Origin of the sequence: Pedobacter kyungheensis, assembly GCF_000812965.1 — a bacterium.
Lineage (GTDB): Bacteria > Bacteroidota > Bacteroidia > Sphingobacteriales > Sphingobacteriaceae > Pedobacter > Pedobacter kyungheensis.
This window is the reverse complement of record NZ_JSYN01000025.1, coordinates 101,736-124,211: the sequence shown is the minus strand read 5'-3', so window position 1 is coordinate 124,211 and position 22,476 is coordinate 101,736. Positions and strand designations below refer to the sequence as shown.

General features: G+C 40.4%; 21 protein-coding genes. 15 read left to right on the top strand and 6 right to left on the bottom strand.

Annotated features, from left to right (window positions below; translation table 11 throughout):
• Nucleotides 1-70: 70 nt before the first annotated feature.
• Nucleotides 71-1,531 (bottom strand): cysteine--tRNA ligase, encoded by a 1,461-nt coding sequence (cysS, locus tag OC25_RS19395; protein WP_039479505.1) that lies wholly within the window; start codon nucleotides 1,529-1,531, stop codon nucleotides 71-73.
• Nucleotides 1,532-1,905: 374 nt separating this feature from the next.
• Between cysS and OC25_RS19390 the strand changes: the two genes are divergently transcribed.
• Together OC25_RS19390 and lipA are read left to right on the top strand one after the other, a co-directional pair.
• Complete coding sequence (locus OC25_RS19390; protein ID WP_039479502.1) at nucleotides 1,906-2,337, top strand: GNAT family N-acetyltransferase; 432 nt, start codon at nucleotides 1,906-1,908, stop codon at nucleotides 2,335-2,337.
• Nucleotides 2,338-2,502: 165 nt separating this feature from the next.
• On the top strand, nucleotides 2,503-3,396 hold the full coding sequence (lipA, locus tag OC25_RS19385) for a lipoyl synthase (protein WP_039479500.1): 894 nt from the start codon (nucleotides 2,503-2,505) through the stop codon (nucleotides 3,394-3,396).
• A 53-nt stretch (nucleotides 3,397-3,449) separates the two neighbouring features.
• Here the strand turns inward: lipA and OC25_RS27035 are convergent, their stop codons facing one another.
• Nucleotides 3,450-4,991: a TlpA family protein disulfide reductase gene (locus tag OC25_RS27035; RefSeq protein WP_052266319.1), complete on the bottom strand. Its 1,542-nt coding sequence runs from the start codon at nucleotides 4,989-4,991 to the stop codon at nucleotides 3,450-3,452.
• A 211-nt stretch (nucleotides 4,992-5,202) separates the two neighbouring features.
• Here OC25_RS27035 and OC25_RS19375 point away from each other — a divergent pair, with 211 nt between their 5' ends.
• Nucleotides 5,203-5,754, top strand: coding sequence for an RNA polymerase sigma factor (locus OC25_RS19375; RefSeq protein WP_039479499.1), 552 nt, complete (start codon nucleotides 5,203-5,205; stop codon nucleotides 5,752-5,754).
• Between the two features lie 2 nt (nucleotides 5,755-5,756).
• On the top strand, nucleotides 5,757-6,614 hold the full coding sequence (locus OC25_RS19370; protein ID WP_039479496.1) for an anti-sigma factor: 858 nt from the start codon (nucleotides 5,757-5,759) through the stop codon (nucleotides 6,612-6,614).
• Nucleotides 6,615-6,707: 93 nt separating this feature from the next.
• Here OC25_RS19370 and OC25_RS19365 read toward each other — a convergent pair whose 3' ends face one another.
• Nucleotides 6,708-8,204, bottom strand: coding sequence for a bifunctional ADP-dependent NAD(P)H-hydrate dehydratase/NAD(P)H-hydrate epimerase (locus OC25_RS19365; RefSeq protein WP_039479493.1), 1,497 nt, complete (start codon nucleotides 8,202-8,204; stop codon nucleotides 6,708-6,710).
• A 154-nt stretch (nucleotides 8,205-8,358) separates the two neighbouring features.
• Between OC25_RS19365 and yiaA the strand changes: the two genes are divergently transcribed.
• The 11 genes from yiaA to OC25_RS19310 all read left to right on the top strand — a co-directional run bounded on the left by yiaA (nucleotide 8,359) and on the right by OC25_RS19310 (nucleotide 19,322).
• Nucleotides 8,359-8,766, top strand: a complete 408-nt coding sequence (yiaA, locus tag OC25_RS19360) for an inner membrane protein YiaA (RefSeq protein ID WP_039479492.1) — start codon at nucleotides 8,359-8,361, stop codon at nucleotides 8,764-8,766.
• A 271-nt stretch (nucleotides 8,767-9,037) separates the two neighbouring features.
• Nucleotides 9,038-10,354, top strand: coding sequence for an ethanolamine permease (eat, locus tag OC25_RS19355; protein ID WP_039479489.1), 1,317 nt, complete (start codon nucleotides 9,038-9,040; stop codon nucleotides 10,352-10,354).
• Nucleotides 10,351-11,712, top strand: a complete 1,362-nt coding sequence (locus OC25_RS19350) for a glutamine synthetase family protein (RefSeq protein ID WP_039479487.1) — start codon at nucleotides 10,351-10,353, stop codon at nucleotides 11,710-11,712. The genes eat and OC25_RS19350 overlap by 4 nt, the downstream gene beginning before the upstream one ends.
• An 82-nt stretch (nucleotides 11,713-11,794) precedes the next feature.
• Nucleotides 11,795-12,943: an iron-containing alcohol dehydrogenase gene (locus OC25_RS19345; protein ID WP_039479485.1), complete on the top strand. Its 1,149-nt coding sequence runs from the start codon at nucleotides 11,795-11,797 to the stop codon at nucleotides 12,941-12,943.
• A gap of 120 nt (nucleotides 12,944-13,063) precedes the next feature.
• Nucleotides 13,064-13,774, top strand: coding sequence for a gamma-glutamyl-gamma-aminobutyrate hydrolase family protein (locus OC25_RS19340; protein WP_039479484.1), 711 nt, complete (start codon nucleotides 13,064-13,066; stop codon nucleotides 13,772-13,774).
• A 103-nt stretch (nucleotides 13,775-13,877) separates the two neighbouring features.
• Nucleotides 13,878-15,242, top strand: a complete 1,365-nt coding sequence (locus OC25_RS19335; protein ID WP_039479584.1) for an aldehyde dehydrogenase family protein — start codon at nucleotides 13,878-13,880, stop codon at nucleotides 15,240-15,242.
• Between the two features lies 1 nt (nucleotide 15,243).
• Entirely contained in the window at nucleotides 15,244-15,633 is a 390-nt protein-coding gene (locus tag OC25_RS19330) for a DUF7793 family protein (RefSeq protein ID WP_039479482.1), read from the top strand.
• A 234-nt stretch (nucleotides 15,634-15,867) separates the two neighbouring features.
• Entirely contained in the window at nucleotides 15,868-17,817 is a 1,950-nt protein-coding gene (locus OC25_RS19325) for a beta-N-acetylhexosaminidase (protein WP_039479481.1), read from the top strand.
• On the top strand, nucleotides 17,817-18,287 hold the full coding sequence (locus OC25_RS19320; protein ID WP_039479480.1) for a CYTH domain-containing protein: 471 nt from the start codon (nucleotides 17,817-17,819) through the stop codon (nucleotides 18,285-18,287). Before OC25_RS19325 ends, OC25_RS19320 begins: the two co-directional genes overlap by 1 nt.
• Before the next feature lie 139 nt (nucleotides 18,288-18,426).
• Complete coding sequence (locus tag OC25_RS19315) at nucleotides 18,427-18,891, top strand: BON domain-containing protein (RefSeq protein WP_039479478.1); 465 nt, start codon at nucleotides 18,427-18,429, stop codon at nucleotides 18,889-18,891.
• Between the two features lie 8 nt (nucleotides 18,892-18,899).
• On the top strand, nucleotides 18,900-19,322 hold the full coding sequence (locus OC25_RS19310; protein WP_039479475.1) for an SH3 domain-containing protein: 423 nt from the start codon (nucleotides 18,900-18,902) through the stop codon (nucleotides 19,320-19,322).
• Nucleotides 19,323-19,365: 43 nt separating this feature from the next.
• On the opposite strand, the gene OC25_RS19305 is transcribed toward OC25_RS19310, so the two are convergent.
• From OC25_RS19305 to OC25_RS19295, 3 genes are all read right to left on the bottom strand, one after another.
• Entirely contained in the window at nucleotides 19,366-20,001 is a 636-nt protein-coding gene (locus tag OC25_RS19305) for a LuxR C-terminal-related transcriptional regulator (protein WP_039479472.1), read from the bottom strand.
• Between the two features lie 317 nt (nucleotides 20,002-20,318).
• Nucleotides 20,319-21,287, bottom strand: coding sequence for an FKBP-type peptidyl-prolyl cis-trans isomerase (locus tag OC25_RS19300; RefSeq protein WP_039479581.1), 969 nt, complete (start codon nucleotides 21,285-21,287; stop codon nucleotides 20,319-20,321).
• A gap of 153 nt (nucleotides 21,288-21,440) precedes the next feature.
• On the bottom strand, nucleotides 21,441-22,433 hold the full coding sequence (locus OC25_RS19295) for an FKBP-type peptidyl-prolyl cis-trans isomerase (RefSeq protein ID WP_039479470.1): 993 nt from the start codon (nucleotides 22,431-22,433) through the stop codon (nucleotides 21,441-21,443).
• Nucleotides 22,434-22,476 lie beyond the last annotated feature (43 nt).

The following is a 22,476-nucleotide window of genomic DNA, read 5'->3' as shown; positions in this document are numbered from 1 at the left end:
AAAGGGGGACAGGATTTTTTATAAATTAAAGTATAACCTATCAGGGCCAATCCGCAAACTGCTTACGCGCCTAAGCCTTACTCCAGGTTGTACCCTCTTTACCATCCTTAAGCTGAATACCCAAAGCCTGCAAACCAATACGAATACGATCGGAGGTGGCATAATCTTTATTTGCTTTAGCTTCGGTTCTTATATCAATTACCATTTCTAAAACACCATTTAAATCGTTACTGCCGGCGTCTTCATCTTTCAAGCCTAAAATATCGAACACAAAATCGTGTACCAGCTGCTTTAATTTAGCTAAAGCTTCGGCCGATATTTTTCCTTTGCCATCGTAAACGGTATTGATCATCCTAACCGCCTCAAATAACTCGGCAATTAAAATCGGACTGTTAAAATCATCGTCCATGGCATGGATGCATTTCTCTCTCAGTGCATCGATATCAAAATCATTTTGTTCCGATACCTGCAGTTTATCTAAAAGGCTAACCGCTGTCATTAAACGCCTAAATCCTTTCTCCGAGGCATCCAGAGCATCGTTAGAAAAATCTAAAGTGCTGCGATAATGCGCCTGCAACATGAAAAACTTAACCGTCATCGGGCTGTAGCCCTTTTTCAATAAAGGATGCGCGCCGGTAAACAGCTCTAAAGGCAAAAAGCCATTACCCGCCGATTTCGACATGCGCGTGCCATTAACGGTAAGCATATTGGTATGCATCCAGTAACGTGCAGGCTGTTTGTGGCTGCATGCTTCCGATTGTGCAATTTCGTTGGTATGGTGTGTGGCAGCCAAATCCATTCCGCCACCATGGATATCAAATTCAGATCCCAGGTATTTGGCACTCATGGCCGAGCATTCAATATGCCAGCCCGGGAAACCCATCCCCCATGGCGATTGCCATTGCATTAAAGTTTCTGGTTTTGCTTTAATCCACAGGGCAAAATCCAACCTGCCACGTTTCTCATCCTGTCCACCCAGTTCGCGGGTGTTATTCAGCATATCTTCCAGGTTGCGGTTGGTTAAGATGGTGTAATTGTATTCTTTGCTGTATTTTTCTACGTCGAAATACACATTACCATCAATTTCGTAAGCATAGCCATTGGCCATAATTACCTTAATCATTTCGATTTGCTCGATAATGTGTCCGGTAGCCGTTGGTTCGATACTAGGTGGTAAGGTATTAAACATGCGCAGCACATCGTGGAAACCTAAAGTATATTTCTGTACAATTTCCATGGGCTCCAGCTGCTCTAACTTTGCGCGTTTTGCAAATTTATCATCGCCCTCATCCCTGTCGCCCTCTAAGTGACCTGCATCGGTAATATTACGCACATAGCGCACCTTATATCCTGAGTATTTAAGATATCTGAAAATTAAATCGAAAGAAATAAAAGTGCGGCAATTGCCCAGGTGCACATCGCTATAAACGGTAGGACCACAAACATACATCCCAACATTGGGTGCGTTTAAAGGTTGAAAAACTTCTTTTTTGCGCGAAAGCGTGTTGTAAAGCTGTAAGCCAGTATTCATATTGCAAATGTAAGATTTACTTAGAAAGTTGAAACCTTTAAAGTTGCAATGTTTAGCTTATGATTTTTAACTAACATTACAGGAGGCATTTATCCGTGCTGTCAGATGTTACCATCTGGCAGTAAAACAAAATTTATTTACAGTATTAATTTTTCTCAAATATTAGAAAAGGTACTGTACTGCTTATCGGTAACAGCTGCCCCTCTTTCCGCTATAGTCCCGATAAAAAATCGGGAGCTGCCGCTTCAATAGGGTTTAGGTAGGTTATTTCGGTGCTTTTGGCCTGTAAACCTCGCGCTGTCGCCAATTATTACCAGCTAACCTTAAAACAAATTTATATCCCTATTTTAGGTTAACCTATCAAACATCAATAAATGGTTCAGATTAGAGAAATTTCAGATAAAGATGCCGAAAACGTAGCCGAACTATCCACACAGCTGGGCTACCAAAGCAACATCGAACAAACACGCTTAAGAATCGGACAGATTAACAACAGCAACGAAAACTGTGCTTTTGTTGCAGTAGCCGAAAATAAAATTGTTGGCTGGATTCATGGCTTTTACACTTTGCGGATCGAGTCTGACCCTTTTGTAGAAATAGGCGGTTTAATTGTAGATCCTGATTTCCGTGGCCGGCAAATTGGAAAACAGCTTATAGCAAATGTAAAACACTGGGCTAAAAAGCAGGAAGTACAGAAACTAAAGGTAAGGTGTAATACCAAACGTACCGAAAGCCATAAGTTTTACGAAACAATTGGCTTTAAAGAAAATAAACGACAGGTTGCATTTGAAATAGAATTGGTTTAGTGCCAGAGCTACTTACGAAGTCGACATAGCCTCACGCTCATAACAGACTTCGCAGGGTGCATCGGTTAACCAGTTTAAACAATTAACCAGTTAACCAAACGATTATTACAACGCTCAAACATTTCGGCATTGTAACAATTCAATCCTATTCGTTAACTTTGTGGCATGATTGATTTACCGGTAGTACCTGCTGTAACTGAAGTTAAACGTAAACCAGATTGGTTACGTGTAAAATTACCTGTTGGTAAAGAATATGCGCAAGTTCGCAGCTTGGTGGATACGCATAAGCTACATACCATTTGCGAAAGCGGCAATTGCCCCAATATGGGCGAATGCTGGGGCGCAGGTACGGCAACCTTTATGATTTTGGGTAACATTTGCACCCGCAGCTGCTCTTTTTGCGCAGTGGCAACAGGCCGCCCGCTGGCAGTTGATGTAGATGAGCCAAACCGTGTAGCCAATTCGGTAAAATTAATGGGCGTTAAACATTGCGTAATCACTTCGGTTGACCGCGATGATTTAAAAGATGGCGGATCGATTATCTGGGCCGAAACTTTACAGGCCATCCGCAAAGAAAGCCCTGTTACTACCCTCGAAACTTTGATCCCTGATTTTAAAGGTCAGTGGGATAATTTATACCGCGTTTTGGAAGAACGTCCTGAAGTGGTATCTCATAACATGGAAACGGTAAAACGCCTGACCAGACAAGTACGTATTCAGGCCAAATACGATAGGAGTTTAGAAGCGCTAAAAAGAATTTCGGAATTTGGTTTAAGAACCAAAACCGGCATTATGCTGGGTTTAGGCGAAACTGAAGAAGATATTTTTGAAGCCATTGATGACCTGGTTGCCAATGGCGTACATATTTTAACTTTGGGTCAGTATTTACAACCTACACGCAACCACCACCCGGTTGTAGACTGGATACACCCTGATACTTTTGCTATGTACAAAGAGGTTGGTTTGGCCAAAGGCTTAAAATATGTTGAAAGCGGACCATTGGTACGTTCATCTTACCACGCAGAAAAACACCTTTTCCCTATTGATGGGATAGCATAAGCTAATTATTTAGCAGTAAACTCAGGAACCTTTTAAAAGAAATGTTCCTGAGTTTAATTCTTCTCCAGCGCAATATCCAATTCATTCTTCCCTATACCTACCAGTTCGTTCATCCGTGCTGCATTATTGTTCGCAATGCTGCCATCTTTATTGATAATCAAGTAATGAGGAATGCCATTAATACCATACGTTTTACAGACAGGATTTTTAGTCCAGCCTTCGGCGATTAAATTAACACCTGTTAGTTTATGTTCTTTTATTGCATTCTTCCAAACTTTATTACCACTATCTACACAAATGTTTATAAATACTACATCTTTATACTTATTATGTAGTTTAGCTTCATAATTATCTATATCATAAATACAAGGACCGCAGTTTACACCCCAAAAATCGATATAAACAACTTTGCCATTAAAATCACTTAACGAAATAGTTTTCCCTTGATCATCTGTTAATGAAAAATTGGGAGCCCGCACTCCTGGTTTCAGTTGTTTGACCAAAGCATATTTTTCTTCTAATGCTTTTTTAAAGTATGGTGTTTTTGCCTCAGGAAGGTAATGGTTATAAACTTCTTCAACATCTTTAAACTGAGAAAAATCAAAGCCAAACATAATGATATTAGTAATAAACCAATCTTCAATTAATGTAGATTGGAGACAGGCTTTGGCCATATAATAATCATTAAAAATAAAATTAGTTGGGCTACTACCCTTGGCTGCCCTCACAAGTCTGTTAATTGGTGAGGTAAAACGCAAATAGTTAAACATAAATGCTCTATATTCAGGTAAATCTTTCAGATACAACTCATTAGCGATTTTATAATTTTCATTAACGATATTATACTTGGCAAATTCCGGACTTTTCTCTGTGGCGTTCCCTTCAATCATTGGCATCTTAAATGTACTATCTTCTATTACCTTTAATTTAAACTCTTCCAACAGTCCAGCGCTCCGTAGCCATGATACGTACATAAAATAGTTGTTCGAAAGCAGGTAATCTATATATTTATAGGCTTTGGGTGCATCTTTAGATAAAATCAACCTTACCTTTTTGTTGTAGAGCTCGTTTATGAGATCGAATTTTCTTTTGGCATCTAAAGTTTCCCGTTCTTTGGATAACCGTTGTCTCAACTCAGTTTCTGGCTTTCTGAATTTTTTATAGATCTCCCATTCCACTTCTAAAGTTGTTGCTCTGCCAACTTTATTCGCACTTAAATTAAAAGTATGGTCAAAATTCTTCTCGTCCCAGTTTAACAAAACCGTATCACCGTCAGCAACAGTAATGGTTATAGCATCATTATTTAAATAGAGATACAGCTGCTGACTGTTGATGATTGGAAAAGATTTTTCAAATGATCCATCTTTGTTAAAATCTACAAAATAGCTTTCATTATTGTACGTATAACTAGTCATGGCAAACTCAAAATATTTATCTTTTAAATTTTTCGCTTTACCTTTTAACACAATTCTTCCCGCTTTACCAAAATTGGCCAACATATCGGCTTCATTGATTATATTATTTGTCTGGGCGAGTACTGGGATACTTAAAAATAAAACCACAAAAGGTATCAGGTATTTGAGAGCTGTTTTCATAAGAGCTGTTGTTTTCCGTTTAAGCAAAAATAGAATTATTTACACGTTAGGCGTTGTTAAAAATCGTTAAACCTTTTCAGGTAATTTTATTCCTGATAATCGTGTAACCAAACCATCCTAAACTAGCTACAAATCTTCACTCCATTCGGGAATGCATTTATAAAACATTTTTTTGCTTTTTCTGTTCTGTATTGTAACTTAGTAACCAATAGTGACTGCATTTAAAAAATTAACCCTAACCGAGCCAGAGCTTGTTCAGCAACTGCAATCGAAAGATCCTGCGGTATTGAAAACGCTGTACAGCATGTATTCGTCGGCAATTTACGGTGTTATTTCGCGCATTATTACCCATACCGAACTCGCTGAAGATGTTTTACAGGAAACTTTTGTAAAAATCTGGCAGTCTGCAGCACACTACGACAATACAAAAGGGCGTTTGTTTACCTGGATGATGAATATTGCACGCAACTTATCTATCGACAAACTCCGTTCTAAAGATTTTAAGAATTCACTCAAAAACCAAGATATAGAAAATAACGTAAGTTTCGTTGATGAACAAAACAAGGTTACGTTTAACCCCGATGTTTTGGGGGTTAAGCAGCTTGTAGACAATCTTAAACCAGACTTACAGGCCGTTCTTGATTTAGTTTATTATAAGGGCTTTACGCATGTAGAAGCCGCAGAAAAGTTAGATTTGCCACTGGGCACGGTGAAAACCCGTATCAGGTTGGCTATTATAGAATTGAGAAGGAATTTTAATTGAGCGTGGAAAATTTAAAAGCATATATCGAATCTGGAGTACTCGAGCTGTACGTTTTAGGTGATTTATCACCCGAAGAAGCGTTACAGGTTGAGGAAATGGCAGCCCAACACCCCGAGGTGAAAGCTGAAATAGCCGCCATTGAGCAAGCTATAGAGCAATATGCTATGCAAAATGCTGTAGAACCATCTGCAGATGTAGAAACAAGATTACTCGAAAAATTAGGGCTAAGTGAGGTTGAACCTGAGAAAACTGTTAAACCTACCCCACCTGTTGCACAAGAAGCGAGCGTTATACCTTTTGATGAAAGTGCCGGCAAAGTAAGAATTCTGCGTTATGCACTGGTAGCCTGTGTAGCCTTATTAATTATCAGTACCGCGGCTTTGTTTATTACTTACAGCAAGTTAAACGATGCCCACGACCAGATTGCAAGCTTAAACCTCGATAAACAAAAATTTGCAGGTGTAGTAAGCAAACTGGAGTTTGAAAATCAGGGCTTAAGCAATATGGCTGCAATGGCCGATAGCCAGGAATGGGCAACCATCAATATGACGGGGCAGCCTTTTAGTCCGGCATCTAAAATGAAAGTTTACTGGAACAAAAAAGATAAAAGCGTATTGGTTAACTATGTTGCCATGGATTTACCAAAAACCGATCAACAGCACGAATATCAGTTATGGGCCATGGTAAATGGTAAGCCGGTAAGTTTAGGTGTGTTTGGCAAAAACGATTCAACATCAAACGAAGCACTGGTTAAAATGCAGGCCATACAAGAAGCACAAGCTTTTGCAGTAACCATAGAACCAATGGGTGGAAGTATTAACCCTACTATGGATAAGCTGACTGTAATGGGCGGTGTATAAGAAAGATAGTCAATACCTCTCCCGAATAGAGCATTGTTTTGCTATTTTTCTTAAGCATCCAATTGGCCTTTACCGATCAAAGACTTCAAAAAACTATCTGGTAGTCAATACTTTAATTTCCTTTGCAATATTTAAAGCAAGTTGAGACGCGGTAACCACGTGTTGTTCCTTTGCCAGCTCATCTCCCGTTTGACCATGAATATAACAGCCTGCAATGGCAGCATCAGCCGCCGGATAATTTTGTGCTACCAAACCCGAAATAATCCCTGTTAAAACATCGCCCATACCACCCTGTGCCATGGCCGGGTTTCCTGTTGGGTTAATGTAAACCTTTCCATCAGGCAGGCAAACAAAGGTGTATTGGTTTTTAAGCACAATTACAATTTGAAGTTGGTGGGCTTGCGTTTTGGCAGTCTGCACACGATCCCACCAGGTATCATGCTCGCCAAATAAACGATCGAACTCTTTTACATGCGGGGTAAGGATCGAATGCTTTGGTAGTTTTTTTATCAGATCTGGCCGCTCGGCTAAAATATTCAGTGCATCTGCATCTATTACCAATTCGCGATTGGCCATAATCAGACTTTCTAAAAGTCTTTCATTTTCAGCATCTATGCCTAAGCCGGGGCCTATAGCTATCGTCTGGTATTTTGCGGGGTGCTCTATGCGCATATATTCTGCCCTGGGCAAAGCCATCACCTCAGGTAAAGCGGTATTGAGCGCCGTTAGCCCACTTTCCGGAATACAGGCCGTGGTTAATCCGGCGCCTGTGTGTAAACAAGCCATCGATGCCAGTAAAGCTGCCCCCATGGTATTGGTATTGCCCGCTATAATGAGCGCGTGGCCATAGGTGCCTTTATGACTAAAAAGCTTACGTTTTTTAAGTATTTTTTGAATGTCTTTCTCTTCGGTGAGGTAAAAGTCAGTATCCTGTTTTTGGATAAAATCTTCATCCAGTTCAATATTTGCTACTTCATATTTTTCGGTTGCCAGAGCCGATTCCGGGAAGAAAAAATTAATTTTTGGCCGTTGAAAACAGATTGTTTTATAAGCCTTTACACCATTATAATTGCTGGTTAAACTTCCCTCAGCAAAAAAACCTGTTGGTACATCAACTGCATATACTTTTTTATTTAACTTATTAATGGCATGTGCCAGTTCTGCATAATCGCCGGTTAAAGGTTTATTTAAACCCGAACCTAAAACCGCATCAATAATTAAATCGGTTTTAATGTGTTTTAAATCAGCAGGCTGGTTTATGATGGCTTTTTTACAGCGCGATTCATCCAGCCGTTGCAGGTTAATGGCAAAATCATCAGTTTGTTTGGTACTAAAATTTACGATGTAAACTTTCACGTTCTCGTAGCCGTTAACCAAAAGCAAATGCGCTATCGCAAGTCCGTCGCCTCCGTTGTTACCTTTTCCGCAAAAAATTGCAATGCTCTTGCTGGCATCAAATTCATCTCTGATAAAACATTGCACAAATGCGCGTGCAGCTTTCTCCATCAAATCGATGGATGCAATGGGCTTATTAACTATGGTAAACTGATCGGCATGGCGCATTTGCGCCGAAGTAAGCAATGTAAGCATATTACTAATATAATATTTTTAGCTAAAAATTGCTATTGGCTCCCCATCAACCGATTTAATGAAAGTATTTAGCCCAGGCCAAACTAATATTGCTATTTTTATACCTTTTGCTAAGCTTTAACGTTTTCTAAAAAATTAAATTAACTCTAAAACAATGAATCAAAAACCATCAAATGCATTTGTGGCAGCCGCCTGGATTGCATTAGGTATCGGAATGATCGGCTTTATTGTAGGCTTGTGGCGTTCTGATATGCTCCTAAACGAAAAAGGATATTATTTTACCGTATTGATGTTTGGCCTTTTTGCTGTAATATCTTTACAAAAAGCTGTTCGCGATAAACTGGAAGGCATTCCGGTTACAGAAATTTATTATGGATTAAGCTGGTTTTCGACACTCTTAACCATTACCTTACTGGTAATAGGTTTGTGGAACGCCACGCTTCTACCGAGCGAAAAAGGTTTTTATGCCTTTGCTTTTCTACTCGCCATTTTTGGTGCCATAACGGTGCAGAAGAACACGCGGGATAGCCAGATTGCAAATAAAAACCGGGATACGGAATAGCAGATTAAGCCAGTAGCAAAACTACTGGCTTTTTTTTATTTCCAAACAATCGCTCTTCTACACATCACGCGAACTAATCAAATGATCCTCAACCTATATGGTACTTTTCATCCATCAACCGAATATTGATTAAAAAACGTATAAACCTAAGCGCCATTAATTTATAAGATAAGAATAAAAAAATCACTAATTTAAACAGCAGATACCGAGGCCAGTAGTTTTATCATTTTTGAGCAAATTAATGTAAACCAAATTAACAGGACAGGCACTTATGGAGCAAAGTACAGGCTTAAAAAAAACACTCACCCCATTTATGCTATGGGGGCTGGGTGTAGGGTATGTTATTTCGGGTATGTATTTCGGCTGGAACTTAGGCCTCGAAAAAGGAGGAACCCTAGGCATGGCCATTGCCACAGTAGCGATCATGGTAATGTATGTTACCTTTAGTTTCAGTTATGCCGAGCTGGCTTGTGCCATCCCAAAAGCGGGCGGCGTTTTCGATTACGCCAATACCGCTTTAGGCCAAAACATGGGCTTTATTGCCGGCATTGCGCAGATGGTTGAGTTTATATTTGCCCCACCGGCCATCGCTTTTGCCATTGGCGCCTACTTTAATGCTTTCTTCCCACAAGTGCCCATACTTACCTCAGCGATTGCCATCTACTTTATTTTTACGGCTTTAAATGTATATGGCGTTAAAGCCGCAGCTTCGTTCGAGGTTATTGTTACCGTGCTTGCTGTGGGCGAGCTGCTTTTGTTTTCAGGGATTACTTTACCCAAATTCCAGTCAGCAAACCTTATTCACAATAATTTCCCCAACGGCTGGAGTGGTGTATTTGCAGCCATTCCTTTCGCCATCTGGTTTTTTCTGGGCATTGAGGGCGTAGCCAATGTGGCCGAAGAAACCAAAAACCCACAACGCGATATCAGCAAAGGTTTTGGCTGGGGAATATTTACCCTGGTGGTTTTATGCATACTCGTTTTCATTTCAACCGTTGGTATAGGTGGTTGGGAAGCCATTGTGTATAAAAATGGAAAATCTGGCGAAACTTCCGATTCTCCTCTCCCTCTCGCCCTGTCGATGATCACCGGGAGCAACCACCTCATGTACCACTTGTTAATTACGGTCGGTTTATTTGGTCTGGTGGCTTCTTTTCACGGATTGGTGCTGGCCGCTGGCCGCTCTACTTACGAAATGGGCAGGGTAAAAAGTATACCCGCTATTTTGGGTAAAATTTCGCCCAAATTCCAAACCCCTGCAAACGCCCTGATTGGCAACATGGTTATTGGAATTATAGCCCTCCTATCAGGCAAAACTGCCGAAATTATCATCATTTCGGTATTCGGGGCTTTAACCCTTTATATCATTTCGATGATTTCAGTCATGGTACTGAGGAAAAGTAAGCCAGAAATGCCACGCCCTTTTAAAACCCCGGTTTACCCGCTATTTCCGATCGTTGCATTGTTTATTTCGTGTGTTTCTTTTATCGCAATGCTGATTTATAATCTTAAATTAGGATTAATTTATTCGGGCATTATTTTAGGCATCTTTCTTTTATACAAACTTTTTAAAAAGGTTAATGCATGAGTACAAGCAAAGAAATTCTGGATTATGTTAAAAACCATCCCTCTGGTAAAGTAAAATTAGCCGTTGCCGATATCGATGGCATTTTACGAGGCAAGTACGTAGCTACTGAAAAATTTGCTTCATTGGTTGAAGGCCGTTTGGGTTTTTGCGATGTTACCTTTGGCTGGGATGCGGCAGATCTGGCTTACGAAGACGGACAATACACCGGCTGGCATACTGGCTATCCTGATGCCCAGGTTAAAATAGACCTGAATACCTTTCGAAAAATCCCCTGGGAAAATGATGTACCCTTCTTTCTGGGCGATTTTATTGATGAGCACGACCAACCCAATTCGGTTTGCCCCCGGCAGCTGCTAAAAAAAATCATCTCCGAGTGTGAAAACGAAGGTTACTCGCCCAATTTTGCACAAGAATTTGAGTGGTTTAATTTTGCCGAAACCCCAGAAACGGCACACGAAAAAAGCTTCAGTAATTTAAAGCCATTAAGTCCGGGAATGTTTGGCTATTCTATTCTGCGCAGTACTTATAAAAATGAATTCATGAGCGATCTGTTCGAATTACTGAACAAATTCGATATTCCTATTGAAGGACTGCATACCGAAACCGGCCCCGGAGTTTATGAGGCCGCCATTAAATATGCCGATGCCCTGCAAGCTGCAGATCAGGCTATTTTGTTTAAAACCGCCGTTAAGGAAATTGCTTATAAACATGGTATTCTGGCTACTTTTATGGCCAAAATTAACGAAAGCCTGCCCGGTTGCAGCGGTCATGTACACCAGAGTTTGTGGGATAATCAGCATCAAAACAATCTGTTCTACGATGAAAAAGATGCCGATAAAATAAGCGGAACGATGAAAAGTTACATTGCTGGTCAATTGCATTGCCTGCCGCATATTTTACCTATGATTGCGCCAACCATTAACAGCTATAAACGTTTGGTTGAAGGTGCCTGGGCGCCTACTACCCTCACCTGGGGAATAGACAACCGCACCACTGCACTGCGCGCCTTACCTGGCAGCAAAAAAGCTACCCGTTTAGAAACACGGATTGTAGGCTCGGATACCAATCCTTACCTCGCAGTTGCGGCCTGTTTGGCTGCAGGGCTTTATGGGGTTAAAAATAAACTCAAACTGGAGCAGCCTGCCACCAAAGGGAATGGTTATACCGATTTATCAAACGGTACCTTGTCCCGCAACTTATTCGAAGCTACCCAAAAGATGAAAAATTCTGAGCTAGCCAAAACCCTATTGGGAGCCGATTTTGTTGCCCATTTTAGCATGACCCGCGAGTGGGAATGTAAACAATATGCCAAAGTGGTAACCGATTGGGAACTGAAAAGGTATTTAGAAATTATTTAATGATGCGTCTTGCCAAAAGAAGAGATGCTGAAATTAATTCAGCATGACGTGAACTAATGAACAACAAAATAAAAACAACACCATGATATTCGATAAGATCCATCAGTTTAACTTCCCTACTGCCATTCGGTTTGGTGCAGGTGCTGTAAAAGAATTGCCGGCCTATCTGGCTAAAAACAATTTAAAAGCCCCTTTAATTGTTACCGACCCAACTATAGCACAGCTTCCTTTTTTTAAGGGCATTATTGCAGATCTAAGCTCAAAAAACATAGCCGTAGAAGTATTTAGCGATATCCATAAAAATCCAGTTAAAAGCGATGTGTATAAAGGTTGCGAAGCTTGGGATGCTACCAACCGCGACAGCATTATAGGCATAGGCGGTGGTGCAGCATTAGATGTAGCGCGGGCCATTGTGTTAAGGGTAAATCACCGCGAAGATTTGTTTAAATACGACGACCTGATTGGTGGCGATATTTATGTGACCAACGATGTGCCTCATTTTATTACTATCCCCACAACATCAGGCACAGGTAGCGAAGTGGGCCGGAGCGCCATTATTGCCGATGATGAAACGCACCAGAAAAAAATCCTGTTTTCGCCTAAATTAATGGCACAGATTGTTTTTGCAGATCCGGAATTAACCATGGATTTACCTCCATTTATTACCGCTGCAACAGGCATGGATGCGCTAACACACAACATGGAGGCTTATCTGGCTAAAAACTTTCACCCCATGTGTGATGGAATTGCTTTGGAGGGAATATCATTGATTAAAGATTCGCTGGTGCAGGCAACAAACCATCCTGATTTAGCCAGTCGCAGTAAAATGTTAATGGCCTCGATGATGGGCGCAATTGCTTTTCAGAAGGGTCTTGGGGTGGTGCACTCGCTGGCACATCCGTTATCATCACTTTTAGATACGCACCATGGCCTGGCCAATGCAGTAAATATTCCTTACGGTATGCAGTTTAACATTGCAGGCTTTGAAGACCGTTTTAAAAAAATCGCCATTGCTTTAGACCTTCAGGAGCAAAGTGGTGATGCCGTTGTAAAATATCTGTTCGATTTAAACAGTAAAGTAAATATTCCGCATAAATTAAGTGATATTGGCGTTAAAAATGAACATATAGAAACACTTGCCGATTTAGCCTTTGCCGATTTTGCGCACCCGAACAATCCAAAACCAGTAAGTCGCGAAGATTTTAAACAATTATACTTAAGTGCGCTCTAAAGTAATCATTAACCACAGATAAAGAGGATGAACACGGATAAAAGGCGGCATTACATAAATAAAAAATCGCAATCCAAATCTGTGTTATCTGTGAAATCTGTGGCAAAAAAATAAATAGTAATGTCTGATAAAATAATAATTGGGGTTACAGATTGCAGTAAATTTGATATTTACCGCAATTGGGTCTTATCGTACAACGAAGCCGTTGAAGTAATTCAGCTGGGTTATAAACTCAATAATTTCGACGAGATAAAAAAATGCCAGGGTATTGTATTAACCGGTGGTGAAGATGTACACCCCCGTTTTTACCAGCATCCGGAGTATTATCCGTTTTGCTATGAAGATGATATCGACGAAAGCCGCGACGAATTTGAATTTAAGGTTTTGGCCTATACCGAAGCCAACGCCATCCCTGTTCTGGGTATTTGCCGGGGTATACAGGTGGGTAATGTATTTTTTGGCGGCACGCTGATTCCTGATATCCCTACCTGGGGCAAATTCGACCATGCTAAAATGCCCGACAAATCAGACCGCTACCATGAAATTACCATCAACCCCTCATCCTGGTTAAGCGGCATCGTAAATACCGATAAAGGTCTGGTAAACAGCAATCACCACCAAAGTAACGATAGAACCGGGAAAGGTCTTGTAGCCAGTGCAATATCAGCAGATGGCGTTGTTGAGGCAATGGAGCGCATGCATCCCGAAGGAAAATCCTTTCTCCTGTTTGTACAATGGCATCCCGAAAGGTTAAAAGACCAGCAAGGCCCTTTTAGTAAAAATATACACAATGCCTTTATTAATGCGATAAAACTAAATATTAACAGATAAGAGCGATAAACACAGATAGCAATTTTTAGGTTAATTGAGGACGTTAATCCCTATTTAAAATCTGTGTTCATCTGTGAAAATCTGTGGTAAAAAAATAAAGAATATGCAGATCATTAACCCCGCAACCGAAGAAGTAATACGCACTTTGCATGAAGATACCCCGTTAACACTTCAAACCAAATTGGATGCCCTTAAAAAAGCGCAACCACTATGGGCCGGTAAATCCCTTGCCGAAAGGATTTTGGTTATCGCCAGGTTTAGCGATTTATTGGCTGAGGATATGGAAGAACTGGCTTCGGTATTAACCAGCGAGGTGGGTAAACCCCTGCAGCAATCGCGCAATGAAATCAACGGCGCAAGGGCACGGATTAAATGGATGCTCGATCATGCTGAAAAATACCTCTCGGATGAAGTGATGGTTGATGAACCTGGACTAAAAGAGATTATCAGATACGAACCACTGGGTGTAGTATGTAATATTTCAGCCTGGAACTACCCTTACCTGGTGGGCGTAAATGTTTTTATCCCTGCCCTGTTAAGCGGAAATGCCGTCATGTACAAACCATCCGAGTATGCAACACTAACCGGACTTCAAATTGAAAAATTATTGAAGCAAGCCGGTGTACCCGAACAGGTTTTTCAGGTAGCCGTGGGGGCTAAAAAAACTGGTGCAGCTTTACTGGAAATGGATTTTAATGGCTATTTCTTTACCGGCTCTTACCAAACCGGCAAATACATTTACGAAAAAGTAGCGCCTAAAATGGTACCCTGCCAGCTCGAACTGGGCGGTAAAGATCCGCTGTACATTGCCGAAGATGTGGCCGATGTTGCTGCCGCTGCCATCGGCACTGCCGATGGCGCTTTTTATAATAACGGACAGAGCTGCTGCTCAGTTGAACGCATTTATGTGCATGAGAAAAACTACGAGGCCTACCTCTCTGCCTTTGTTGATGAAGTAAAAAGCTGGAAAAGTGGCTTACCTACAACTGATGGCGTATATATTGGTGCATTAACCCGAAAAGCGCAGATTGCAATTTTGGAAAACCAGATTAAAGATGCCCTGAACAAAGGAGCTAAACTCCTAACAGGCGGTAAAGCCCCTCAGGGAAAAGGTTATTATTTTGAGCCCACAGTTTTAACCGAAGTAACTAACGATATGCTGGTGATGCAGGAAGAAAGCTTTGGCCCAATAATCGGCATCATGAAGGTTAAAGACGATAACGAGGCTTTAAAAATGATGCAGGATACCGATTATGGTTTAACCGCAGCTATTTATACTGCTGATCAATCACGGGCTGAAAAAATACTCGCGCAGCTGGATGCAGGCTCGGGTTACTGGAATTGCTGCGACAGGGTAAGCGCTGCCCTTCCATGGAGTGGTAGGAAATATTCAGGCATTGGGGCAACCCTTTCACATCAGGGCCTTCGGGCATTCACTAAACCAAAAGGATATCATTTAAGGGGCTAGAATGGAAAAAAATATAGACAACTCGCTTATAGCAGGCGAAATTGCCGATTACCTGCTTACCGATACAGGCATACTGGTTGCTTACAGTAAAAGTATTTTACGTACGGTAGAAAATATCGCCGCCAATGTAGCGCTGGTAAAAGAAATCACCCATAACAAAAAAGTACCCCTGTTAATTTACCTCAAAAATTCACCGGTACCGGATAAAGCAACCCGAAAATTTTCGACAGCACAATTGCCTACCATTTATACTGCTATGGCTATGGTATCGAAACCTGGTCTCGCTCAATTCATTATGAAGCTGCTCTTTAAATTTCAAAACCCTCCCATCCCCATGAAATCGTTTACCGATGATAAAAAGGCTATGGAATGGTTGAAACGGTTTTTGTAATTTAATCTTCGCCATATAGTTCTGCGTTCATCAGCGAAATCTGTGGGACAACATTTTAATTTTTCGCACTTTATTTTCCCGCAGATTAAACAGATTTACGCAGATGCTTATCATCTTGCCCTGCACTAAACTGGATGCTTTACACATTTCTCAACCCACAAACACCTCCGATTAAAATCTTTTTAATAAATTGCAGGTTAATACTTATTCGGTTAATCCGCAGTTAATTATTTAATGAAAAAATTATTCCTGATTATCACCTGCTGCTTCGTTACAGCAAGCACTTTCGCTCAAAATATTATTTCAGAAACTGAAAGCGGCGACGCAGAAGGTAGCCTTGTTCAAACCCCCTGCGCCATTATTCCGGAGCCTGTATCGTTGATGAAAAAGACCGGAACCTTTACTTTACCCGAAAATGTAATTATACAGACAACCAAAAGCGCCGAACTTAAGCAGTCGATTGCCTACTTATCAGACCGCATTACAACCGCTACCGGAAAGTTTGTGAGCACTTTAGCCAGCTCAACACACCCTACTATAAAACTGATCCTGAATGCCCAGGATGACACCCAACTAGGAGCTGAAGGATACAAATTAAACGTAAACCCTACGCAGGTAGTCATTACCGCTAATAAACCTGCAGGTATTTTCTATGGCGTACAATCTTTATTACAACTCTTCCCGGCCGAAATTGAAAGTAAAGAACTGGTAAAAGATATTAAATGGAAGGCATCTTGTGTAGATGTAGTAGATTACCCTAAACTGGGCTGGCGTGGCTTAATGTTCGATGTAGCGCGTCACTTTTTTACCAAACAGGAAGTAAAGCAGTTTATTGATGATATGGTGCGCTATAAGTTTAACCTGCTGCATTTGCACCTGGCCGATGATGAAGGCTGGCGCATCGAAATTAAAGGTTTACCTAAACTTACTGAAATAGGCGCCTGGAGCGTTAAAAAAACAGGAACCTTTGGCGATTTTATTCCTCCTACGCCAGATGAGCCCCGTACCTATGGGGGCTTTTATACCCAGGAAGATATTAAAGAGCTGGTACAATATGCGCAGGAACGTTTTGTAAACATCCTGCCCGAAATTGATGTACCGGGCCATAGTTTAGCCATCATTGCTTCTTATCCCGAGCTTTCATGTACACCAGATGCCGTGAATTACAAAGTACGCTCGGGCGAAAAAATAATGGATTGGAGCCGTGGTGCCCCTCCAATTGCGCTGGTAGATAATACCCTCTGTCCTGCCAACGAAAAAGTTTATACTTTTTTAGATACCGTAATTACCCAGGTGGCCAAACTTTTTCCTTTCGAGTACATCCACATGGGAGGCGATGAGGCCTCGCATAATTTTTGGGAGAAGAACGACCAGATTAAGCAGCTGATGCAAAGAGAAGGCTTAAAAACCATTCCGCAGGTTCAGGCTTATTTCGAAAAACGGGTGGAGCAGATTGTAATGGCAAAAGGTAAAAAATTTATGGGCTGGGATGAGATTTTAGAAGGTGGTGTATCGCCAACTGCCGCTGTAATGAGCTGGAGAGGTATGAAATATGGCATACAGGCTGCGAACGATAAACATAATGTGGTGATGAGTCCAACTGATTTTGCCTACCTGGATTACATGCAGGCCGATGCCATAACCGAACCTAAAGTTTATGCATCGCTCAGATTAAATAAAGCTTACCAATTTAATCCGGTACCGGCAAGTGTAAATGCGCAGTATGTTATTGGCGGCCAGGCTAACCTTTGGACGGAGCAGGTTTTCACCTTCCGCCAGGTAGAATATATGCTTTGGCCACGTGCCTTTGCCATTTCCGAATCCGTATGGAGCCCTATTGAAAAGAAAAACTGGACCAATTTTGTTGACCGTACAGAGCAGCATTTTAAACGCCTGGATTTTGCCGAAATTAAATATTCACCAGCCATTTACGACCCTATTTTTATGGTAAAACGCAGTGCCGATAAACAATTAATGGTAGAGTTAACCCCCGAGATAGATGGCTTAGATATTTACTATAGCTTTGACAATTCGACACCCGATCGTTTTTACCCTAAATATACCGGAGCACTACAGGTACCTAAAGATGCCAATATGCTACGTGTAATTACCTACCGTGGTAAACAGCCCATTGGCAGATTAATTAGCATGCCTGTTGCTGACCTACAGAAAAGAACTAAATAATGGGTAAAGAAATAGAGCGCAAATTCCTGATCAACCAACAAAAATGGGATAGCCTGATTAAACCAGCCGGAAAGCAGTTTAGACAAGGCTATTTACTGACCGATAAAGATAAAACCGTAAGGGTACGGGCAACAGAAACCAAAGGCTTTTTAACCATAAAGGGGCAAACCATTGGTGCTACACGCCTGGAATACGAGTATGAAATTCCGCTTAGCGAAGCTGTAGAACTTTTGGATCATTTTTCACAATCGGAACTTTCAAAAACACGTTATGAAATTGTGTTCGAAGACAAAATATGGGAAGTAGATGTTTTTTCGGGTCGGAACGAAGGTTTAATCGTGGCCGAAATCGAGCTCGAAAGCGAAACCGAAACTTTTAGCCTCCCTGATTGGGTAAGCCACGAGGTTACCGAAGAAGAAAAATATTATAATTCCAATCTTACCCTTAGTCCCTATAAAGACTGGATTTAACAGTTTATTTAAATTTTATTTATAAATGAATTAAACGCATTTCATATATTAGTTTAATCGAATTCATCCCGCCGATAAGATTATTATTTCAGTTGAAATATTTTAAATTTTAAATCATATCAATATTAAACCAAAAAGGATGAAAACAACCAAGTTATTAATGAGTACGGTGATTGCAGCCACGCTATTTTTAGCCAGTTGCAAACCCAAAGATGCTGCCATTCAGGCTGCCATCCAGGCCAAAGAAGCTGCCGGCATTACGGTAGCGGTTACCAAAGGCGATGTAACCTTAACAGGAGAAGTTGATGATGAAGCCACAAAAGCTAAAGCAGAAGAAATTGCAAAGGCAGAAAAAGGCGTAAAATCTGTCATCAACAACTTAACCGTTAAACCCGTAGCGGCTCCTGTAGTAATTGCAGATGATTCTGCTCTGATTAAAAATGTTGCCGATGCGACCAAAGACTTCCCGACGGTAAAAGCCGAAGTAAAGGATGGTGTAATCGTGCTAACAGGCGAGCTTAAAAAAGCTTCGTTAATTACCTTAATGCAGCATTTAAGTGCATTAAAACCCAAAAAGATCGACAATAAACTAACCATTAAATAACCGCAGCCATGTCATTACAAGATAAATACAGCGCACTAACCGATGCAGCAACTGCAGCAGGTATTACCGATTTAGCCGTAAGGGAACAGGATGGGATTTTATACATTGATGGTACCGCAGCAGATGGGGCCACTAAAGATCATCTTTGGGAAGTTTACAATCAAATTGACCCTAATTTCACTTCAGGCGATCTTGTCCTGAATGTAAATGTAGCCATTGATGCTGCCGTTACCCACGCCAAGGTGGTTACAGAAAGCAGCAATTTAAATATCCGCAAGGGGCCTGGCACCGACCAGCCCATTGTTGGTAAAGCCGCGCATGGCGAAATCATTACCCTGGTAAACAGAAGTAACGATTTATGGTGGCTGGTAAGAACCAACGATGGTGAAGAAGGCTATTGTTACGCGCAATATTTAGAAGCACAGGCCTAAAATATAGTAGCCCTCATGGTTTTAAACTCTGGGGGCTTATCATTTAAATCAACTGGTGTTCGCGTGCAAAATTCAACAAACCAACAATAGATTTAACGCCGGCTTTACGCCAGATATTTTTACGATGGGTTTCTACCGTATGTTCTGAAATGAAAAGCATCTTCCCAATATCTGCAGAAGTATGCTCTTTTGCTATCAGTCTGATAATTTCTACTTCACGAGGCGAAAGGTTATTGATGGCCTTAACATGGTTTTCTTTTTGATAGCCATTAATAAATTTACCGGCAACAGTATTTTGAATATAAGTCTCATCCTGCATTACCTTATTAATAGCCTTATTTAACTCAGAATGCTTTACATCTGCCAGTAAATATCCTTTAACACCTGATTTTAGCATGGCAGAAATGCTGTTAAAATCATCGTGTGTAGATAGCACAATAACTTTCAGCGCAATAAATTCTTTGGTAATCATCCCCACCAGCTCAGCCCCCCTTTTCTCGTTACTACTTAAATTTATAATGACAATATCAGGCACATTTTCCTGAATAACCTTTTGATTAGCTGCTGTGAAAATGGCATTCCCTGCAACCATGATATTGGTAGCTTTGTTTAGTACCTTTTCCAGGCATCTTGTCAACGTAGGGGTATCATCAACCAAAAAGACCTTAATCTTCTGCATAAAGTTTAGTTTAGCTATTTATCTCTTAATAACCCGCACTACTCCGTAATGGTTTAGCCAAAGCTTTACAATTTAGTTTACATCTTTTTACCCGGGTAAGCGCGTTTTATTAAAAGCCATAAATTTTATGTTCTCAGATAGGATAGACTTTAAATAGGTTTTCGCATGAACTAATGAGCGAACTATGCGGGATGATTAGTTTTAGCTAAACTAATTTAATCATTTATTTAACTATCTCCTACAGTTTTACAATTTAGCAAGCATAAAAAAAGCACAAAGTAGTACTACTTTGTGCCTTAAGTATTTGATTTATGCTTTTACTTACTCAGTACCTGTTCCATTCCGGGTTTAATAATACCTTTTAATTCTACATCGAAAACCAATGGTGTAAACGGATTAATAGGGCCACCACCATTTTCGCCGAAACCTAAGCGTGATGGTAAAATCATTTTAATTTTTCCTCCTACTCCAATTAACTGAATGCCTTGCACTACCCCTTGAGGCAATTGACCTAAAGGCAATTTACGTGGCACATATTGTACACTTTCTGAAAAAACACCTGCTTCTTTTGCCGTTTTAGCATCTGATGTATCAAAAACGTTAATGCTTCCGTTCGATTTTTTATTGGTGAACTGACCTGTATAATCGATTAATACGGTATCGGTTAAAACCGCTCTTTCTGCGTTACCCGGTGCGGCAATTACATACTGCAGTCCGGATGGAGCTGTAGTAACTTTAAGTTGGTTATCAGCAATGTATTTGGCAATTTTTGCTGGTTCTACTACTTTGTTCTTTTCGTTTAGGGCCTTGTATTCTGCTTCGAAGAAAAGTCGTTTTTTAGCATCGAAAATCGAATCCGGATCTTTTCCCTTATGCAATACCTTCTCAATTTTAATGGTAAACGAAGCAATATTCGATTTTAAGCCTTTTGGTTTCGGCTGTCCCGAATATTTCTCCATCGAATCTAAATTCAGCTTAAAAACGGCACTATCACCCTCACCCAGTAGTTTTAAACCAGAAGCCAAATCGCCCTTAAACATTGATTTACTAATCGCAAAAAATGCCGGGCGCTCATTATCGTAAGTATTTACCATCACCGAATCCGGATTAGTATTGGTTTCTACTGTTTGTATACCATTTAATTTTACATAGTCGCCATCCTGGATTTTTGGCTTACCATCGCTTTTATAGATTTTGTAAGTCATATCGCCTTCGCCTTTTTCAAATCTGTTACAAGCCGAAAGGCCTAAAGCAGCAGCTAATAGTATAATAATTCCGTTTTTCATTTTCATTAATCCGTATAAATCCCTACAAAGATAGACTATAATAAGCTTCAATAAATCGTAGAAATGTTTTATTTCGCTCCTACCGCAAAAAAACGACCAAAAAAAATCCTGCTTAAATAAATAAGCAGGATTTTCTTAATCAGTTATTAAAAATTATTTTTTAACTACCGGAGCAGGCATTGGAGCTTGTACCGGAGCTGGTTTTCCTTTAATAATATCTTTAATTTCTACTTCGAAAGCAATAGGGCTAAATGGCATAATACCCACTTGTGGAGCACCTTGCTCGCCGTAACCTAAGTTAGAAGGGATAATTAACTGGATTTTACCACCTTTACCAATTAACTGTAAACCTTCAGTAAATCCAGGGATTGTACCACCTACAGGCATTTTTTGAGGGCCATAAGGTTTACCTGGTTTAAACTCATTTTCAGCTTTTGCTAATTTTTCATCGCTGGTATCAAAGATTTTGTATTTACCATCTTTGTTCTTTTTGGTAACTCTACCAGTATAATTAATTAATACAGTATCGCCAACAGCTGCTTTTTCTGCACTACCTGCATTTTCGATAATGTACTGTAAACCACTTGCAGTAGTTTTAGTAGTTAATTTATTATCGTCGATATAAGCTTTTAATTTAGCAGGCTCAGCAGCTTTCTTTTTATCAGCTGTTGCTTTGTAATCTGCCTGGAAAAATTCTGAAGCTCTTTTGTTGAAAGTAGAATCAGCTTCGCCAGCTTTTTTCTTGAATACTTTCTCGATTTTTACAGTAAAAGTGATGTATTTATCGTTTTTGAATTGCTCAGGTTTTGGTTGTTTGCTATGGAAAGCCATAGTATCCAAATTCACTTTAAAAGTTGCGCTATCACCCTCTCCGAACAAAGTTAACACATCATTCATATCACCAGCGTACATTTTTTTCTGTGCAGGGAAAACTGCCGGAGTTTCGCTGTCGAATGTGCTTGCCAATACCGAATCTTTATCGTTTTTCTGAATGAAGTTCATTTTAACGATATCGCCTTCTTTAATTTTTTCGTTACCAGCCGAATGGTGAATGGTATACAATAACCCTCCTGCTCCCTTTTTCTCTTTGTTACATGCAGCTAAACCTAAAGTGGCTGCAGCTAGAATAATAATTCCCTTTTTCATTAATTTAATTTGACTTTTTTAAGTTTTGATTGTTTTATTCTGT

Coding starts and splice junctions, on each gene's coding strand:
- cysS (WP_039479505.1), bottom strand. CDS start 1,531: ATGAATACTGGCTTACAGCTTTACAACACGCTTTCGCGCAAAAAAGAA.
- OC25_RS19390 (WP_039479502.1), top strand. CDS start 1,906: ATGGTTCAGATTAGAGAAATTTCAGATAAAGATGCCGAAAACGTAGCC.
- lipA (WP_039479500.1), top strand. CDS start 2,503: ATGATTGATTTACCGGTAGTACCTGCTGTAACTGAAGTTAAACGTAAA.
- OC25_RS27035 (WP_052266319.1), bottom strand. CDS start 4,991: ATGAAAACAGCTCTCAAATACCTGATACCTTTTGTGGTTTTATTTTTA.
- OC25_RS19365 (WP_039479493.1), bottom strand. CDS start 8,204: ATGCTTACATTGCTTACTTCGGCGCAAATGCGCCATGCCGATCAGTTT.
- yiaA (WP_039479492.1), top strand. CDS start 8,359: ATGAATCAAAAACCATCAAATGCATTTGTGGCAGCCGCCTGGATTGCA.
- eat (WP_039479489.1), top strand. CDS start 9,038: ATGGAGCAAAGTACAGGCTTAAAAAAAACACTCACCCCATTTATGCTA.
- OC25_RS19350 (WP_039479487.1), top strand. CDS start 10,351: ATGAGTACAAGCAAAGAAATTCTGGATTATGTTAAAAACCATCCCTCT.
- OC25_RS19345 (WP_039479485.1), top strand. CDS start 11,795: ATGATATTCGATAAGATCCATCAGTTTAACTTCCCTACTGCCATTCGG.
- OC25_RS19340 (WP_039479484.1), top strand. CDS start 13,064: ATGTCTGATAAAATAATAATTGGGGTTACAGATTGCAGTAAATTTGAT.
- OC25_RS19335 (WP_039479584.1), top strand. CDS start 13,878: ATGCAGATCATTAACCCCGCAACCGAAGAAGTAATACGCACTTTGCAT.
- OC25_RS19330 (WP_039479482.1), top strand. CDS start 15,244: ATGGAAAAAAATATAGACAACTCGCTTATAGCAGGCGAAATTGCCGAT.
- OC25_RS19325 (WP_039479481.1), top strand. CDS start 15,868: ATGAAAAAATTATTCCTGATTATCACCTGCTGCTTCGTTACAGCAAGC.
- OC25_RS19320 (WP_039479480.1), top strand. CDS start 17,817: ATGGGTAAAGAAATAGAGCGCAAATTCCTGATCAACCAACAAAAATGG.
- OC25_RS19315 (WP_039479478.1), top strand. CDS start 18,427: ATGAAAACAACCAAGTTATTAATGAGTACGGTGATTGCAGCCACGCTA.
- OC25_RS19310 (WP_039479475.1), top strand. CDS start 18,900: ATGTCATTACAAGATAAATACAGCGCACTAACCGATGCAGCAACTGCA.
- OC25_RS19305 (WP_039479472.1), bottom strand. CDS start 20,001: ATGCAGAAGATTAAGGTCTTTTTGGTTGATGATACCCCTACGTTGACA.
- OC25_RS19300 (WP_039479581.1), bottom strand. CDS start 21,287: ATGAAAAACGGAATTATTATACTATTAGCTGCTGCTTTAGGCCTTTCG.
- OC25_RS19295 (WP_039479470.1), bottom strand. CDS start 22,433: ATGAAAAAGGGAATTATTATTCTAGCTGCAGCCACTTTAGGTTTAGCT.